General features: G+C 71.4%; 18 protein-coding genes. 9 read left to right on the top strand and 9 right to left on the bottom strand.

The window, feature by feature from the left end:
* Position 1: 1 nt before the first annotated feature.
* Together BJK06_RS00930 and BJK06_RS00925 are read left to right on the top strand one after the other, a co-directional pair.
* Positions 2-1,024, top strand: coding sequence for an LD-carboxypeptidase (locus BJK06_RS00930; protein WP_070416338.1), 1,023 nt, complete (start codon positions 2-4; stop codon positions 1,022-1,024).
* Between the two features lie 252 nt (positions 1,025-1,276).
* A complete protein-coding gene (locus BJK06_RS00925; protein ID WP_070416337.1) occupies positions 1,277-1,807 on the top strand; it encodes a glyoxalase superfamily protein in 531 nt (176 codons plus the stop codon).
* Positions 1,808-1,930: 123 nt separating this feature from the next.
* Here BJK06_RS00925 and BJK06_RS00920 read toward each other — a convergent pair whose 3' ends face one another.
* Positions 1,931-2,518: a GNAT family N-acetyltransferase gene (locus BJK06_RS00920; protein ID WP_070416336.1), complete on the bottom strand. Its 588-nt coding sequence runs from the start codon at positions 2,516-2,518 to the stop codon at positions 1,931-1,933.
* Between the two features lie 41 nt (positions 2,519-2,559).
* Between BJK06_RS00920 and BJK06_RS00915 the strand changes: the two genes are divergently transcribed.
* The gene (locus BJK06_RS00915; protein ID WP_219810646.1) at positions 2,560-3,138 is read left to right on the top strand and encodes an NADPH-dependent FMN reductase; all 579 of its coding nucleotides are present in this window, start codon (positions 2,560-2,562) and stop codon (positions 3,136-3,138) included.
* A 121-nt stretch (positions 3,139-3,259) separates the two neighbouring features.
* Positions 3,260-4,342, top strand: a complete 1,083-nt coding sequence (locus BJK06_RS00910) for a hypothetical protein (protein ID WP_070416335.1) — start codon at positions 3,260-3,262, stop codon at positions 4,340-4,342.
* Between the two features lie 59 nt (positions 4,343-4,401).
* Here BJK06_RS00910 and BJK06_RS18060 read toward each other — a convergent pair whose 3' ends face one another.
* Positions 4,402-4,830: a hypothetical protein gene (locus BJK06_RS18060; protein ID WP_070416334.1), complete on the bottom strand. Its 429-nt coding sequence runs from the start codon at positions 4,828-4,830 to the stop codon at positions 4,402-4,404.
* Between the two features lie 85 nt (positions 4,831-4,915).
* On the opposite strand from BJK06_RS18060, the gene BJK06_RS00900 reads away from it, so the two are divergent.
* The gene (locus tag BJK06_RS00900) at positions 4,916-5,887 is read left to right on the top strand and encodes a phosphotransferase (RefSeq protein WP_181015123.1); all 972 of its coding nucleotides are present in this window, start codon (positions 4,916-4,918) and stop codon (positions 5,885-5,887) included.
* 8 nt (positions 5,888-5,895) lie between these two features.
* On the opposite strand, the gene BJK06_RS00895 is transcribed toward BJK06_RS00900, so the two are convergent.
* Positions 5,896-6,462: a cysteine hydrolase family protein gene (locus tag BJK06_RS00895; RefSeq protein WP_258027674.1), complete on the bottom strand. Its 567-nt coding sequence runs from the start codon at positions 6,460-6,462 to the stop codon at positions 5,896-5,898.
* 265 nt (positions 6,463-6,727) lie between these two features.
* Entirely contained in the window at positions 6,728-6,898 is a 171-nt protein-coding gene (locus BJK06_RS18390) for a hypothetical protein (RefSeq protein ID WP_156794716.1), read from the bottom strand.
* Positions 6,899-7,353: 455 nt separating this feature from the next.
* On the opposite strand from BJK06_RS18390, the gene BJK06_RS00890 reads away from it, so the two are divergent.
* The 3 genes from BJK06_RS00890 to BJK06_RS00880 are packed head-to-tail and all read left to right on the top strand — an operon-like array spanning position 7,354 to position 9,205.
* Positions 7,354-7,659, top strand: coding sequence for a hypothetical protein (locus BJK06_RS00890; protein ID WP_070416332.1), 306 nt, complete (start codon positions 7,354-7,356; stop codon positions 7,657-7,659).
* Complete coding sequence (locus tag BJK06_RS00885; protein WP_070416331.1) at positions 7,656-8,555, top strand: NmrA family NAD(P)-binding protein; 900 nt, start codon at positions 7,656-7,658, stop codon at positions 8,553-8,555. The genes BJK06_RS00890 and BJK06_RS00885 overlap by 4 nt, the downstream gene beginning before the upstream one ends.
* 41 nt (positions 8,556-8,596) lie before the next feature.
* The gene (locus BJK06_RS00880) at positions 8,597-9,205 is read left to right on the top strand and encodes a dihydrofolate reductase family protein (RefSeq protein WP_070416330.1); all 609 of its coding nucleotides are present in this window, start codon (positions 8,597-8,599) and stop codon (positions 9,203-9,205) included.
* Here BJK06_RS00880 and BJK06_RS00875 read toward each other — a convergent pair.
* From BJK06_RS00875 to BJK06_RS00860, 4 genes are all read right to left on the bottom strand, one after another.
* A complete protein-coding gene (locus tag BJK06_RS00875) occupies positions 9,202-9,876 on the bottom strand; it encodes a response regulator transcription factor (protein ID WP_070416329.1) in 675 nt (224 codons plus the stop codon). The two genes, BJK06_RS00880 and BJK06_RS00875, sit on opposite strands and share 4 nt — an antisense overlap.
* On the bottom strand, positions 9,873-11,279 hold the full coding sequence (locus tag BJK06_RS00870; RefSeq protein WP_070416328.1) for a sensor histidine kinase: 1,407 nt from the start codon (positions 11,277-11,279) through the stop codon (positions 9,873-9,875). The genes BJK06_RS00875 and BJK06_RS00870 overlap by 4 nt, the downstream gene beginning before the upstream one ends.
* On the bottom strand, positions 11,266-12,234 hold the full coding sequence (locus tag BJK06_RS00865) for a CPBP family intramembrane glutamic endopeptidase (protein WP_070416327.1): 969 nt from the start codon (positions 12,232-12,234) through the stop codon (positions 11,266-11,268). Before BJK06_RS00865 ends, BJK06_RS00870 begins: the two co-directional genes overlap by 14 nt.
* A gap of 152 nt (positions 12,235-12,386) precedes the next feature.
* On the bottom strand, positions 12,387-13,172 hold the full coding sequence (locus BJK06_RS00860; RefSeq protein ID WP_070416326.1) for a glycoside hydrolase family 16 protein: 786 nt from the start codon (positions 13,170-13,172) through the stop codon (positions 12,387-12,389).
* A gap of 280 nt (positions 13,173-13,452) precedes the next feature.
* Here BJK06_RS00860 and BJK06_RS00855 point away from each other — a divergent pair, with 280 nt between their 5' ends.
* On the top strand, positions 13,453-14,898 hold the full coding sequence (locus BJK06_RS00855; protein WP_070416325.1) for an amidase: 1,446 nt from the start codon (positions 13,453-13,455) through the stop codon (positions 14,896-14,898).
* A gap of 24 nt (positions 14,899-14,922) precedes the next feature.
* Here BJK06_RS00855 and BJK06_RS00850 read toward each other — a convergent pair whose 3' ends face one another.
* Entirely contained in the window at positions 14,923-16,578 is a 1,656-nt protein-coding gene (locus BJK06_RS00850; RefSeq protein WP_070416324.1) for an extracellular solute-binding protein, read from the bottom strand.
* Positions 16,579-16,606 lie beyond the last annotated feature (28 nt).

Below are 16,606 nucleotides of genomic sequence, written 5' to 3'. Positions count from 1 at the left end.
CATGGCGGGCATCACCTACCCGAGGCCGCTGGTCGCCGGCGGGCACGTCGAGGTCCCCGCGCCGTCGATGGGCGTCCCCGAGCACCTGCGCGGCCGACTGCAGGACGGTGCGGACGCCCTGACGGCTCGCGGACTCAGCGTGCACGTGCGGCCGCACGCCACCACCCCGGGGCTCGTCCCGGCCAGCGTCACCGAACGCGTCGCCGACCTGCACGACGCGTTCCGGAGCGCCGACGTCGTCCTCCCGCCGTGGGGCGGTGAACTCGCGATCGAACTCGTCGGGTCGGTCGACTGGCACGCCCTCGCCTTCTCCCGCGCCTGGTTCGCCGGCTGGTCGGACATCTCGACCCTGCTCCTCCCGCTCACGACGATGACGGGCCTCGCGACCCTGCACGGTGCGAACCTGATGGACGAGCCGTACGAGCTCCCCGCCGAGTTCGCCCGGTGGACCGACGTCGCAGCGCTCCCACCGGGCGGCACGGTCGCCCAACGCAGTGCCCCGCGTCGTCGCAGCCGCCCGTGGGGCGCCTGGGCCGACGAGGTCCTCGACCGCGACGGCGCCTACGACACCCCGACCCGCTGGCGCGCCCTCGACGGCGCGTCCCAGGTCGCGATCCGCGGACGCCTCATCGGCGGGTGCCTCGAGACCGTGTCACTACTCGCCGGAACCTCCTACGGCGACGTCTCCGGCTTCGCCCGGCGGCACGCGCCGGAGGGAACGATCGTGTACCTCGAGGTCGCGGAGTCGAACGCGGTCACCGCGCTCCGGATGCTCACGTCGCTGCGGCTCGCCGGCTGGTTCGACGACGCGAACGGCGTCCTCATCGGGCGCACCGAGGGAGCGGCGGTTCCCCAGCTGGACCAGGACGAGGCCGTCCGGCACGCACTCGGCGACCTCGGCATCCCCGTGGTGCTCGACTTCGACACCGGCCACCAGCCGCCGCAGATGCCGCTGGTGAACGGCGCGCTCGCCGACGTCGTGCTCGACGGACCGGTCGGCAGCATCACCCAGCGGCTGGTCTGACGGACGGGAGGCGCGGTGCGGGCCCGACCCGCGCCTCCCGTCCGTCGGTGCGCACGCCGACCGGACGACCGGAGCGCCGTGCGCTCCGCGACCCTCGACCGGTAGCACGCCCGGAGGTAGGCTGACGTCGGCTCCGGTGGCCAGCCCCTGCATCCGGTGAACACCGACGAACGATCCTCTTCCGGTCGATCTCGATCCTTCCGCGATCCCTGGCAACGCAGGAACCAGGCCCCATCGCGCGATTGGAACATCGTGATCACGATCGAAGAAGCCAAGCGACTCGCCCGCGAGCTCAGCACCGGTACTGACATCCCGCACTCGAAGGTGCTCGAAGCAGCCGCCCACGCAGCAGGCCTCCGTGACTGGAACACACTGGCCGCGTTGCACCACCGGCAGGACCCGGAGAAGCGCAGCGCGCCGAGGGTCATCCCGGTGTTGCGGGTGTTCGACCACGCGGTCGCCCGAGCCTTCTACTGCGACTACCTCGGGTTCGAGTGGGAATGGCAACACCGGTTCGAACCGGACCTGCCCGTGTACGCGCAGGTGTCGCTCGACGGCAAGGTGCTGCACCTGACCGAGCACCACGGTGACGCCACACCGGGAGGGGCCGTCATGCTCGTCGTGGACGACGTCGCCGCCTACCGGGACGTCCTGCTCGCGCAGCGGCACCCGCGATCCCGGCCCGGCCTGGACTCCAACGATTGGGGACGGACGATGCTCGTCATCGACCCGTTCGGCAACCGGCTCCAGTTCTGGGAACCGAACGCGTCGTCGCGGAGCTGAGCTGGACCAGGACGAGGCCGTGCTCGACGGACCGGTCGGCAGCATCACCCAGCGGCTGGTCTGACGGACGGGAGGTGCGGTGCGGGCCCGACCCGCGCCTCCCGTCCGACGGTGCGCACGTCCTCACCGCGGGCGCGGCTCGAGCGTCACCCACTCCTCGTCGCGGACGTAGCCGAGGGCGGCGTTCGCCGCCGTGATCGCGGTGTTCTCCGCGGAACCGCCGGTGCGGAACCGGGTGGTGCCCGCGTCCGCCAACGCGAGCACCGACGCAGCCTTGACCGCCTGTCCGAGCCCGCGGCCGCGTAGTCCGGGGTGCACGACCGTGAAGTGGGTCTCGGCGTGGGGCCCGTCCGTGTCGACGAACGTCATCGCGACGAGTTCGCCGTCCGGCGTGACCGTGCCGAACGCGGGCCTCGACGTCGTCGGGGTCGCTGCCCCGCGGTCGAGCGGCTCGTGCTGGGTCGCGACTCCGCCGGGGTAGTCGTGGGCCGTCAGCGCGTCGAGCCGCAGGACCGCGTCGACGTCGTCATGACCGAGCGGCCGCGTCGCACCGATGTCGGCGGTGCGGTCCACGAGCGACTGCAGCTGCTGCCGGTCGATCCGGTCGGCGTCGAGCTGGGCGCCGAACGACCGGGCGGTGACGCTCCACCCCTGCGCTTCGAGTTCCGCGACCTCGGGCACGTCCGCTGGCAACACTCTCGTTTCCCCCACGGCTCCGATCCTCGCACGGCCGCTCCGGTAGCGTGCTGCGGGTGGAGTCGCTGAACCTGCCCGTCGTCTCGTGCAGCCTCGATCCCGCGAGCGTCAGCCGCCGTCTTGCCGACCGTGCCGCAGAGCGCCTCCGGAGCGCAGGACACCGGGGCGGTGTCATCGACCTCGTCGATGCCGGGCTCGGAGCGTTCGACAACGACCGAGTGTTCGGCACACGAGCGTTCGAGGAGCTGCACCGGGCGATCAGCGATGCGGACGGCATCGTCCTGGCGTTCCCGATCTACAACTGGGCGCCCTCGTCGACGGTGAAGGCGCTCGTGGAAGCCACCGGCGCGACGGGCAACGGACGGCGCGCGGCCTGGTTCGACAAGGTCGTCACCTTCGTCTGCGCAGCGGGTCTCCCGCACAGCACGATGGCGACCGGGGCGCTCGCGCAGTCCCTGATGCTCGACTTCAAGTGCGTCGTCAACCCGTACACCGCGTACTTCTCGGAGCGCGACTGGGAGGGCGAGCAGCTGCGCCCGGACCGGTCCGAGCGGATGGACAAGACCATGGACGTGCACGTCGAGCTCGCGCACCTGTTGCAGGGCCGGACGTACTCGTCGGACTGGGAGATCTGACGGCGCCGAGTGCCGGTCGCCGGCCTGGGCGTGTTGACTCCGAGCGGCCCCCGTTCACGGTGCTGTGCGGACGGTCGAGCGCCGCTAGTGTTCGGGGACATCGACGTGAGGGAGGGCGCGCATGGCGAGCACGGATGTGGTGACGGGCACGATCGACCCACGGTGGGCGAGGGTCCGTCCACTGGTGTTCCGGACGATCATCGGTGCCGTCGTCGCTGCCGGCCTGGTCGGCATCGTCGCGGTGCTCCTCGGGGACTTCGGCCGGGTCGCGGTGCAACTCCTGCTGACCGTCGTCGTGGTCGTCGTGTTCGCGCTCCTGTCCTGGTACGACGCCGACGTGTCGTCGCGGCGGTCCGGGAGGTTCGCGTTCGCGAGCATCGTCGTCTCGCTGTACTTGCTCGTGACCGGCTTGGTCAAGGTCTGGATCGTGCCGGTCGACCCGCTCGGCGGGGACGGGATCTGGCTCGTCGGCGAACGGTTCATGCAGTGGATCGGCATCGTGTTCGTCGCACGCTTCGCGCTGCTGCACGTGCACCTGCTCCTCGTCATCCACCGGCGGTACCCGACCCCGCTGCTGCAGCTCGTCGCGAAGGCGACCGTCGGGGTGATCGCGCTCCTCGCCCTGCTGCTGTCGGTGCCCCTCCTCGCTCCCGACCTCGACCTCGCCAGCGGGTTCTGGCGACTGGTCTGGGTGGTGGTCATCCTCGACCTGCTCGGAACCGTCGTCGTGCCGCTGAGCAACGCGCTGTTCCGACCGCGTGACCACGACCGCGGGGGTCAAGGTGGGTCCTCCGAGCCGTCCGCAGCCGTGTGGCCACGACCGTCCTCGACGCCGGACGGTGCGGCCTCCACCATGCCACCGGTGGTGGAGCCCACGGGGGTGTCGGGCTCGGAGAAGCACGCTGCAGCCGTTCCGCCCGTCGGCGAGTGGACGAGCGTGCCCGGACCTGCCGTCCCTCCAGCGGCATCCGGGCGGCTCGTCGACCACGAGGTGCCTCCGGCTGAGGCAGCCCGGTCGGCCCGAGCGGACGACGCCCGGACGACCCAGGAAACGGCGCTGACGGTCACGGGCAGCGACGGTCTGCTCTACGAACGTCGACCGGACGGCGCCCGCGCGCTCGCGTGGCCGCGCTACGTCGACGGAACGCCGCTGCCGGCGGCGCCGGACGGCTCCCCGGACTTCAGCGGCGTCGCTCGCCCCTGATCCGCCAGCCCCACACCAGGCGGCGAGAGGCTCTCGGTGGAGCGCGAGCAGCCGACGGGTCAGACCTCTCCGAGCACCTTGCGCCAGACGGCCGTCAGCGTGGCGTACTCGTCGTCCGAGACGAGGTCGCGTACCCCGCTCGCGAGCACCGCGGATCGGACGGCTTCCTCGGCGCCCGCACGATCCCGGAGGTGCGCCTCCGAGTGTCGCACCGCGCGTCCAGCCTCCTGCGCGGCCTCGATCTCCTCGACGCGTCCCGCTGCGCCAGCGGCATCGAGCGCGTGCTGCCAAGCGGCCACGAGGTCGGCGTTCGTGACCATCCGCCCGTCAGCGCCTCCCTGGATCGCGAGGGAGGCACTCGGTTCCGGCAGCAGGATCGCCTCGTCGGCTTTCCACGCGATGTCGAGCGACTCTGCCTCGTCGGCGGTGATCTGCCCGGCTCGGTCGATCATTGCCTGCAGTCCGGCATCGCTGATGTCGTTCGTCACGGTGTCCTCTCCGACCGCCGCGCTCGCGTGGTCCGATCCATCTTGCTGGCCGTCCCCGTCTCGCGCTCAGCCGCCACCCAGAGGAGTGCGGGCGGACGACCGGTCGGCCCGCAGCTGCGGGCTCCATCCGCATCACAATGGGAGGGTGGACACCAATATGGTCGACGACGCCTGGCTCAGCGCGGTGATGCGGAGCATCGGTGGAACGCCCACACGTCTCGAACCGCTCCCGGGCGGCACGGTCAACCACACGTTCCGCGTCGAACGCGCAGGAGGCAACCCCGTCGTTCTCCGGTACCCGGTGGATCCGCTCCGCGCCGATGAGTTCCCAGTCGAGGCCTGGGCGGCGGACGCTGCGGCCCGAACGGGCATCGCCACTGCGGAACCCCTCGCTCACGGAGTGGAGGCTGGGGTCGCCTTCTCGCTGTCGACCTACGTCGCACCTGACGACCGCGCGGTCCTGCGGCCGTGGTCATGGCTCGGCGTCTACGCCCGCACGGTCGGCAGGGTGCCCCTGCACGACGCCCCGCTGTCCCTCTACTCCCGGTTCGGGAAGGACCATCACACCGCGTGGGCCGCGCACCTCGACTACAACCGCACTTCCCTCGGGCCGGATGACGTGCTCTTCACGGACGGCGCCTACGAGCAACGAGCAGTCGTCGATCGCATGTTCGCCCACCTGGCCCGTGGGACCTACGAACACGGCCTGGCACATGGCGACCTCGCGCCCCGCAACCTCATCTCACGCGGCCCGGAGGCCCCACCCGTCCTGATCGACTGGGGCGGCGCCGAGACCGGACCAACGCTTTGGACCGACGCTCGACGGGTCTTCGAGTGGTGCTTCATCGAAGAATCGGTCGATCGGCAGGACTACGACGACTTCGTGCAAGCCGCCGGTCTCGGCTCGGACCGGGCGCGGGATGAACTCGCGATGATGACCGCTCTGCATCTCGTCGACGTCACCCGCTGGGCGCTCGACAACCGTGCGGATCTGTACGCCGGGTACGTCCAGCGCTGCCGCGACGGCCTCGATGTGATCCAGGAGCTCATCCGGTAGCCGATCCGTCAGTGAGCGGGCGCGAATTCCACTCGGTCGTGTCGCTCGGCGGCGTAGTGCCGGCCGGGGTACCTGAGCCCGCCGAAGTACATGTTCGTGTGGGCGACGATCTGCTCCCCACTGATGCGGACACCGTCGTGCTCTGCGTCCGTCGTCGTGTGTGCATCGGACACCAGCGTCACGTCGAAGCCACGGGCGGCCGCGGCCTGGGTCGTCGTCCGGATGCAGTAGTCGCTCTGCGCACCCGCGACGACGAGATGCCGCACGCCCAAGCGATCCAGGACCTCGTCGAGGTCCGTGTCCGAGAACGAGTCCCGGTACTCCTTCTTCACCAGTGGCTCGTTGGATCGCCGCTCCAGCGGCACCGCAAGTTGCCAGTCTGCGGACCCTTCCGCGAAGTCGTCGTGATCCTGCACCCACACGACAGGCACATCGCTTGCTCGGGCACGATCAACGAGTCGGGCGGTCCGCGCGAGCACACCCTCCGCGTCGAAACAGTTCCTCATCACGCCCCGCTGCAGATCGATGACAAGAAGCGCATTCATGGTCGGCATGACCAGCATCCTGTCACCCATGTGCGATCCGGACGACTGGTCGGACAAGCGTCGGGCCCTGAGCAAGGTCTCGACATCTGATCGGCAACCGGTCGCCGCCACAGGCGCGTGGCTTCAGTACTCGAGCCGGGGCCACTCCTGCAATCGCGGGAAGCATGGACGCCGGGGCATCAACTCGTGTTCGGTAGGCGGGGCGGGGCGTTCTGGTGATGAGTGTCACGCTGAGAACGCTGCGGCGTGGGAACCGAGAGCCCCAGCACCGATGGGCGTTGGGGCGCTCGTTGTCTCAACGGCGTGCTGACGTCTGGCGCTTGGGTCGAGCGATCAGGGCGTCTCCGGCGATGAGAGCGAGTGCCGAGGCGGCTCCGAGGATGGCGAGCAACCACCAACTGATGTCGGCGAGGAAACCGATCAAGCCGAGGATGATGATCGGGATCGGGACGAACTTCAGCAACATCGGTTGCACCTCAACGGCAGTTGTTCCGGGCGGTCTTCACGACGGTCGTGCGTCGAAGTGCGTGTGTTCTCGTGTTCACGTTCGATCCCCTCATCGGTGTGACGCGTTGCGCCGGTCGGAGCCTGACAGCTGCGCGAGAGCGCGCGCATCCACCGAGAGGGGGAGGTGCTCCACCGGTCGGCCAGCCCGCGGTCCTCCTGGGCAGGTGGGCGTCTGACACTCGCCGCGTCCAGCCACGGGCCTGCGAGCTCGGCTCGTCAGCCGATCGGCCACCGAGGCGGGCGGCCGAGGGCTCGCTGGGGCCAGCCGTACCGCACGAGTCGGCGTCGCATCGCGGACCAGAACCTCCCGGAACCACCCGGTGACCAGTCGAACGCGACGGAGACGAGTGGGCGCGCAGCGACGAGATCCGACCCCTCCGGACGACGACAGCGACGAGGGAGAACACTGGCCCCATGACGACCAAGATCACCCTCATCATCGACAACCCGACCGACCCCGCCGCCTTCGAGCAGGCGTACCCCGCACTCGAGGAAGCTGCCGGCGCCCTGCCGCAGCTCCGCCGCCTCGAGGCCGGCAAGGTCTGGCCGAAGGAGGACGGCACGCCCACCCCGGCCCACCGGACACTCGACCTGTACTTCGACTCCTACGACGACGCGTCCGCAGCCGTCGCCGGCGAGGAAGTGGGCGCGTTCTTCGGCCAGCTCGGCGCCACCGGAGCGACCTTCACCGGGCTCTTCTCCGACGTCGAGAAGGCGTGACCACCACCGTCCTCGTCGCCGGCGCGACCGGTGACCTCGGCGGACGCATCGTCCGAGCACTCCGCAGGCACGACACCCACGTCCGCGTCCTGACCCGCCCCGGGTCCACGGCGACGGCACCGATCGAGGACGACGACCACGTCGAGGTGGTCCGCGCCGACTACGACGGCCACGCAGCGCTCACCTCGGCGCTCGCCGGGGCCGAGGTCGTGGTGTCCGCGGTGAGCGGCACGCGCTCGGTCATCGTCGACGCGCAGCGCGCCCTGCTCCGGGCAGCGGTGGACGCCGGCGTCGAACGGTTCATCCCGTCCGACTACGCCGCCGACTACCGGTCCATCACTCCGGGGACGAACCGGAACTTCGAGCTGCGCCGGGAGTTCGCCGCCGACGTCGACGCCGCACGCATCCGGGCGACCTCGGTGCTGAACGGCGCGTTCACGGACATGCTCACCGGGCAGGCGCCGCTCATCCTGTTCGACCGACAGCGGGTGCTCTACTGGTCCTCGGCCGACCAGGTGCTCGACTTCACCACGAAGGACGACGTCGCCCGCACCACCGCCCTCGTCGCGCTCGACCCGGGTGCACCGCGGTTCGTCGAGGTCGCGGGGGACCGGGTGACCTCGCGGAGCATCGCCGACACGATGTCCCGGCTCACCGGCACCCCCTTCCGACTGCAGTGGGCGGGAACCGCGACGACGCTCTCGGCGATGGCCCGGGTCGGACGACGCCTGTCGAAGGCCGGCGACGACGAGCCATTCCCGGCGTGGCAGGGCATGCAGTACTTCGTCAGCATGTTCAGCGGCGAGGCCACGCTGCGTCACGTCGACGACGAGCGGTACGGTGCAGAGGGCTGGACGACGGTGCGGGACGTGCTCGCAGAACACGTCCGAGCCTGAACCCACGACCGAGCCGGAGCCCCCGAACGGAAGCGCACCTGATGACCGACACCACCTGCCACATGTCGATCTCCCTCGACGGCTTCGTCGCCGGGCCCGACCAGCGCCTCGACCAACCCCTCGGACGCCGGGGCGGGGAGCTCCACACCTGGCACATGCCCGGCGCCGACGTCGGCGAGGCGGACCGCACGGCAGCGGGCTGGCTCATGCGCCCCCGCGGCGCGTACGTGATGGGCCAGAACATGTTCGGGCCGCCCAGCACCGAGCGGCCCGACGACTGGACGGGCTGGTGGGGCGACGAACCGCCGTACCACGCACCCGTCTTCGTGCTCTCGCACACGGCCCACGACCCGATCGAGCTCGACGGCGGCACGACCTTCCACTTCGTCACCGACGGCTTCGACGCCGCCTACACGCGCGCCGTCGAGGCGGCCGGTGACGCCGGGGTCGACATCGCCGGCGGCGCCTCGACGGTCCGCCAGGCGCTCGCCGCCGGGGTCGTCGACGAACTCACGCTCGACATCGCCCCGGTGCTGCTCGGCTCCGGAGAGCGGATCTTCGCGGACGGCGCCGAGTCGTTCGACTTCGAGCCCGTCGAGGTCCTGCACTCGCCGCTGACGACCCACATCCGGTACCGCCGCCGCAGCTAACCGTTCGCCCCCGGCACCGTCACGATCCGGTTCTGGTACGCCCACACGACGGCCTGCAACCGCGACCGCACCCCGAGCTTCGGCAGCATCCGGGCGAGGTGCGACTTCACCGTGGAGACCTCGACGACGAGCGCGGCGGCGATCTCCTCGTTCGACATCCCCTGGGCGAGCAGCAGGAGCACGTCCCGCTCGCGAGCCGTGAGGACCTCGTCCGCCCGGTCGCCCGACACCGGCTGCAGGCTCCGCCGCGCGACGAACTCGCGCAGCACACGACGGGTGAGCGCCTGGTCGATGGTGCCGTTGCCGGCGGCGACCTGCCGCACGGCCCCGACGATCACGTCCGGCTCGGCGTCCTTCAGGAGGAAGCCCGACGCACCCGCCTCGAGCGCGCCGAACACGAGGTCGTCGAGGTCGAACGTGGTGAGCACGAGCACCGGGACCGCGGGGTCGGCCCCGGGCGCGCAGAGTTCGCGCGTGACCTCGATGCCGTTCCGCACCGGCATCCGGATGTCGAGGCACGCGACGTCGGGCCGGGTGCTCCGGGCGAGGGCGAGGGCCTCGCCGCCGTCGGCGGCGACCCCCACGACCTCGATGTCGGGCTCTGCGGACAGCAGGGCGGAGACACCGGCGCGGACCAGCGGCTGGTCGTCCGCCACCAGCACGCGGATCACCCGGCCACCTCCGGCGCGTGGGCCGACGTGTCGGCGTCGGGTCGCGCCTCCCGAGCCGTCACCAGCTCGACCGTCCAGCCGCCGTCACCGGTGGGTCCGACCTGGAGGCGCGCCCCGACCAGTTCTGCCCGCTCGCGCATGCCGCGCAGTCCGTTCCCACCCGACGGCGAGCTGCCGACGGACGGTGCGGTGGGCACCCCGTTCTCGACGCGGACCGTCAGGTGGTCGGGGTCGCGGTCGTCGACGGTCACCCGGCATGGTGCGCCGGCGGCGTGGAGCGCGACGTTGGCGAGGGCCTCCTGCACGGTGCGGTAGGCGACGAGCTGGGTGAGCGGACCGATGCCGTCCGCCAGCGGGTGGTCGCCCGGCTGCACGGTGAGCTCGACCGCGCTGCGCGTGCGGGCGGCCTCGACGAGGTCGACGATGCCGGCGACGGTCTCGACCACGGTCTCGGCGGGGGTGTCGTCGCGGAGGAGTCCGACGAGGCGGCGGAGGTCCTCGAGGACGGCCGTGCTCTGCTCGCGCACCTGCCGGACACCCTCGTGCGCGCCGTCCGGGTCGGTGTCGATCTGCCGGTCGACGACGGCCGACATCAGGGCGATCCCGGACAGGTGGTGGGCGGCGATGTCGTGCAGCTCGCGGGCCATCGCGGCGCGTTCGCGGGAGACGGCCGCCTCGACGCGGGCGTCCTGCTCCCGGGCGAGGGCGGCTGCCTCGGCGGTCCGGGCGTCGGCTGCCGCGGTGCGGGCGTCGGCTGCTGCGGTGCGGGCGTCCGACTCGGCCCGGCGTGCGGCCCGGAGCTCGCGGCGGGACCGGACGATGAGCGTCACCACGAGGGGGAGTCCGACCGCGCCGACGGCCTGCAGCACGCCCTGCCCGGCCGACGCGCCGAGCCCGGACACGACGCCGCTCCGCATCGCGCCGGAGCCGTGGGCCCACGTGATCCCCGTGCCGACCGCCACGAGCACCGCCGATCCCGCGACGGCCGGCCAGAGGCGGGGGAGCGGGACCCGGAGCGTGGCGAGCACGACGGCCACGACGACGGGCAGCGCGGTGAGGCCGAACGCGGCGCTCGTCGACACGAGGGCCAGGAGGATCGGCAGCGCACCGACGGCGAGGAGCACGGCCCGGGGAGCCCGGCGAGCGCCGAGCAGCAGGGCCGACTGGGCGACCAGGGTGATCGCGAGGAGGGTCCACGCGGTCCCGCCGACATCGGGGAACCCGGGACCGGCGCCCATCGTGTCCGTGGTGTCCGGGTCCATGGCATCGAGTGGCGGCAGGCCGAGCAGGAGTCCGAGCGTGACCACGGCGGTACCGGCGGCGACGAGCAGGTCGGTCCAGCGGCGTCGTCGGGTGGGCACGCCGCGTGCGTCGCGTCGGTCGGGCGCGTCAGCGGGTGCCATCGTTCGATCCTACGAGCCGGGGCGTGCCGACGGTGCGGCCGCTGCCGCCGCGTCCGCCGCCGGTGTAGCCGAGCCGCCCCCGTGTCACCACGAGCAGGACGAGGGCCGCGACAGTGGACACGATCGCGAGGCCGTGCATCATCGTGCCGGCGGTCATCCCCGGGTACATGTCGGCCCACAGGGTCGAGATGGTGTTGTTGACGCCGACGTGCAGGAGGAGGGCGACCGGCAGGCTCTCGCCGGTGCGGTTGAACACCCACGTCATCACGACGTTGAAGGTGATGGTGAACAGGGCGAACACGACCGGCTCCGTCCAGTGCGCGTCCGGCCACCCGCCCCAGTCGCTGAGGTAGAGCGGCATGTGCCAGAGCGCCCACAGCGGGCCGAGGACGGCGGCTGCGCCCAGCGGGCCGAACCGCTCCTGCAGTCGCGGCAGGGCGAAGTCGCGCCAGCCGGGCTCCTCGGACAGCCCGGTGGAGAAGAGCTGCACCACGAGGCCGGGAACGAGGGCGAGCAGCGCGAGCGGACTCGGCGCCTGCACCTGGCCGCCGGCGAAGGGCAGCCCGGTGGCGACGATGATCGCGGGCACGCCGACGAGGGCGAGGGCGTACCAGTACCAGGCGACCCGCCAGCGCCAGAGCCGACCGACCCAGCGGCGGAGTCCGGGGCGGCCGTCGGCGATCGCCGTCACGAGGAAGGCACCGCCGAGGGGGCCGAGCAACGCTCCCGGCAGGACGCCGGTGAACTGCGCCGTGCCGAGGAACTCGGGGAAGTGGAGGTCCCAGACGCCGAGGCCGTGCGGCGACAGGATGTAGGGGATCCACGCCAGCCAGCTGAGGCCGAGGGCGAGGGTGGCGAAGGAGGCGAGCGGGTGCCGCGTGATGACCCCGCGGACCCCGGTCCGACGGGCGGTGCCGGTGCCGGCGGTGTGCCGGTCTTCGGTGGTGATCGTCATGGCATCGACGCTACGAACGGCGCGTCCGACGGACGACCGGCGAAGGGACGCACTCCGCGGGGTTCCTCCGAAGGATGCAAGGACGTGGACGCGAGGACCACGGACTGGAGGCGCGGTGCCAGCTGGCACCGCGCCTCCAGTCCTTCACTCGGTCAGTCCCAGATCGAGACCCAGTCGATGTCGACGTGTCCGCTCGCGGACGCCGGCACGGAGCCGCCGATGGCGGTCTCCGCCTGCAGCGTGACCCGCATCGGGTCCGTCGGGACCGCCTTGCGGGTGACCGACACGAGCGAGTTGTTCCAGTAGAACCGGACCACGCCGTGGTCCCACTCGGTGGTCGCCACGTGGTAGCCGCTGCTCTGGGCCGACCTGGTCGGCTTCTGCACGCTGCCGTCGAACGACATCATCCCGTTCCGCATCGATCCCGGGATCGCCGACGCGGGTCGAGCCGTGCTGCCGAGGTCACCCTCGGGCCAGTCGATCTCGCCCTTGTTCCAGTCGTCGTCCGTCGGCCACAGCATCCCGACGAACTTGTAGCCCGGGGTGTCCGTCGTCTTGTAGCGGATGGACACCCGACCCGTGGTGTGTGCGCGGTAGTTGTCCGGCAGCACCGTGGCGACGAGTGGCTGCCCGTTCTCCGAGTGCACCCAGAAGTCGAGCTTGCCGTCCTTGACGCTCAGCACCTTGTCCGGTGCGTAGAGCCCGCGACCACTCGTGTCGCGGTAGCCGTCGTAGGCCCCGAGGCCCGGGTACTTGCTGAGGACGCTGCCGCGCGGTGCAGCGGTGGAGAAGTCCTCGGCGTACGTCTGCTTCCACGTCCGACCGTTCGACACCACCGTGCCCGTGGGCATCTTGGTCAGCGAGGTGGTCGCCGCTTCGGACGCGCTCGGTTGCTGCGCGAGTCCGATGACGACGGCGCCGGCCGCGACGAGTGCCATCCCTGCGGCGACTCGCCTCCTGGTGCGGGTCCTGGTCGTGTGGTTCGTTTCCCTGTTGTCCATGTCCTTCTTCCGGGTGTCCCTGATCACCGTCTGCTCGCGTCCTCCTGCGGGTCGTGAGCGACGCGGAACCGTACCCCGTGCTCACTGCCCGCGCGCCGAGGAGTCCGCAGGGAAATCGGATGAGCAATGCTCTGGGACAGCCGCGGATCCGCCCCCCGAACGGGGGACGCGTCACTGAGTGGATGTTCAGGATTTGGGTCGCACCTAGGCTGAGGCGGTGTTCGAACTCCACCACCTCGCCGCGCAGGAACTCTGGGACTGGATCCGACGCGGTGAGGCGACCGCGCTCGAGGTGACCGACCACTACCTGGCGAGGATCGCCCGGCTCGATCCCGGTCTCGGCGCCTTCGTGACGGTGACGGCGGACGCCGCACGCGACCGAGCCGAGCACCTCGGCCACCGGGTGCCGACGTCGAGGCTGCTGTGGGGCCTCCCGTCCGCCGACAAGGACCTGTACGACCGCGCCGGCGTCGCCACGCGGAACGGAACCACGAGTCTGCCCGACCGCCCCGCGGCAGCCGACCATCCGCTCGTCGCGGCGCTCGACGCCGCCGGCGCGGTGAGCCTCGGCAAGACGGCGTCGCCCGAGTTCGGGATGTCGTCGTCGTCGGAGACCCGGTTCGGCGTGACCCGGAACCCGTACGACACGAGCCGCGCGCCCGGGGGATCGTCGAGCGGTGCGGCGGTCGCGGTTGCGGCCGGACTCCTCCCGGCCGCGGTGGGGTCGGACGGTGGGGGCTCGGTGCGGATCCCGGCGGCGGCGACCGGGTTGGTGGGGCTGAAGCCGAGCCGTGGTCGTGTGCCGTCGATGCCCGGGCGCTCGGGCGTCGGCGGGCTGTCGGTCGCGGGGCCGATCACGCGGAACGTCGCGGACGCGGGCATGCTGCTCGACGCGCTCGTGGCGCCGACCGGGCTCCCGGAACCGCACCCGTACGCGCTGGTCACGCCCGACGTCGGCGAGGGGCCGTTCACCGCCGCGGCCGTCCGCGGCGAGGGGCGCTTCGTCGTCGGACTGCTCGAGGGCTCCCCGTGGGACGAGACCGTCGACGTGGTGGTCGACCCCGCGGCACGCGCCGCCGTCGAGACCGCCGTCCGGGTGCTCGGCGAGGTCGGGCACGGCGTCGAGGACGTCCGGATGCCCCGGGCGCCGTACGCCGACGCGTTCCGGGTGGCGTGGGAGTCGAGCGCCGCCCGGCTGCCGATGGTCCCCGGGATCGACCTGTCCGGGTTGACGCCGCTGGTGTCGTGGCTCGTCGACCGCGGCCGCGCACTGACCGGCACGCAGGTGCTCGACTCGATGACGGCGCTCGACACCTTCTCGGCCGAGCTCATCGGCGCGTTCGACCGGTTCGACGCCGTCCTCACGCCGACCCTCGCGCTCACGCCGCGGCCGCTCGGCTGGTACGGGTCCGACCCGGAGGAGGACTTCCGCCGCCAGTGCGCCTACTCGCCGTGGACGTCGATGGCGAACGTGGCCGGGCTGCCGGCGATCACGCTGCCCGTCGGTGTGACGGACGAGGAGCACCCGGACGGCGCGGGACTGCCGATGGGCGTGCAGCTCATCGGGCGTCCCGGTGGCGAACGGGTGCTCCTCGCGATCGGTGCGCAGCTCGAGCGGCGGCTCCGGTGGCAGCGGCGGCACCCGGCGGCCTGGACCGCCTGACCGGGCGCCGCCGGGGCGCGGGGCTCAGCCCTGCTTCTCCATCGCCTCGGTGTACTCCTTGCGCATCTTGTCGCCTGCGGCAGCGGTCCACGTCTTCACCCCGGCCTTGACGGCGGCGAGGTTCGTCCGACCGAGCACGTAGTCGTTGCAGACGCTGTTGAACGCCTGGTTCGCCGACTGCGTGGACGTGGCCGACGGGGAGTAGAAGCCGTCGACCGGGTTCTTCACGAGCATGTCCTGCGTGGCGACCTGCCACGCGTGCGACTGGCGGAGCTGCTCGTCGATCCGGACCGCGGTGTTGAGCACCTGCGGACCCGCCGCGAGCCGGTACAGCGAGCTGGCGTTGATCATCTGCTCGCCGGTCTTCGTGAGCACCGCATCCGGTCCGCTGCCGGTGTGGTGCACGTTCTTCTTGCCGTGCGTGAGCGTGAAGGCCTCGCGCGAGCCGAACGGTGCCGACAGGTAGTCGAGCAGCCGGAGCTGGGAGCGGATCCTCGCCGGGGTGGTCTTCTTCAGTGCGGCGAACGAGAAGCTCGACGTGCCCTGGTAGTTCGCGCCCTTCCCGCCGTCGGCACCGAACGGCACGATGCCGCCGGTCACGATCCCCTTCGGCATGGTGACGTCGAGCAGCGCCGAGATGCCGTCGAGGTGCATGAGCACGGTGCCGTTGTTGATGTACGTCTTCGCCTTGGCGCTCTCGAGGCTCGGGGTGTCCGGGTGGTAGATCCCGAGGTTCCAGAGCTTCTTGATGTACGAGAGCATCTCGAGCCAGGCGCCGGTCTCGTTCTTGTGCGTGAGCGTCCCGCCCGAGGACTGCTTCCACTGGTTCGGGACGCCGAAGGTCGCGCCGATGAAGTCGTACGACCAGTCGACGCCGCTCGACCCACCGCCACCGGCGATCGCGTACCGGCCGGCCTTGGTGTCCGTGACCGCCCTGCAGAGCTCGGTGAACTCGTCCTTGTCCTTCGGCGCGGGTGCTGCGCCGGTGAGCTGTTCGATGAGGTCGGGGCGGCAGACCATGACCGAGCCGAACGGCGGACGGTGCTCCGGGACGCCGTAGATCTTCCCGTTGATGCGGGCACTCCGCCACGACGCGGTGGGGATGTTCGCGAGGTTCGGGTAGTCCTTCACGGCGTCGCCGGACAGGTACTCCGACAGGTCCGAGAACTTCGCGTCGAGCAGCTGCGGGAACCGTGGTGGCATCGCGAAGGTCAGGAACTCGACGATGTCCGGGATGTCGTTGCCCGCCGTCATCGTGGCGAACTTCGTGTCGAACGAGTCGCCGGGGACGAACGTCAGGTCGTACTCGGTGTTCGTCAGACCACCGATGTAGTCGAGGAACGAGTTGTCGGCGGGCGGCGGCGCCGTGTACGTGACGACGAACCCGGACGTCTTCGACCCGTCGGCGACCTTCCCGGTCACCGAGGTGAAGAGTTCGCTGTCCTGCGGGTACGAGTAGTACACGGGCTGCACGACGTCGTTGCCGGGCAGGTCCGGCTTCGGACCCTTCGTGATCGGCACGTACGTCGGCAGCGCGGCGACCGTGTCGGAGATGGTCGCGGCGGTGCCGCCGGAGGAGCAGCCGGCGAGGCCGCCCGCCGCGCTGAACGCGACGAGGCCGAAGGCGGCGCCGGAGAGGAGGGTCCGTCGGCTGAGGCCGGCGGTGGTCGTGTCGGTCATGGCTTCTCCCTTGAAGCGTTCGGTGGAG

The sequence above is a fragment of the Curtobacterium sp. BH-2-1-1 genome (assembly GCF_001806325.1).
Lineage (GTDB): Bacteria > Actinomycetota > Actinomycetes > Actinomycetales > Microbacteriaceae > Curtobacterium.
This window is presented reverse-complemented; position numbering and strand designations above follow the sequence as displayed.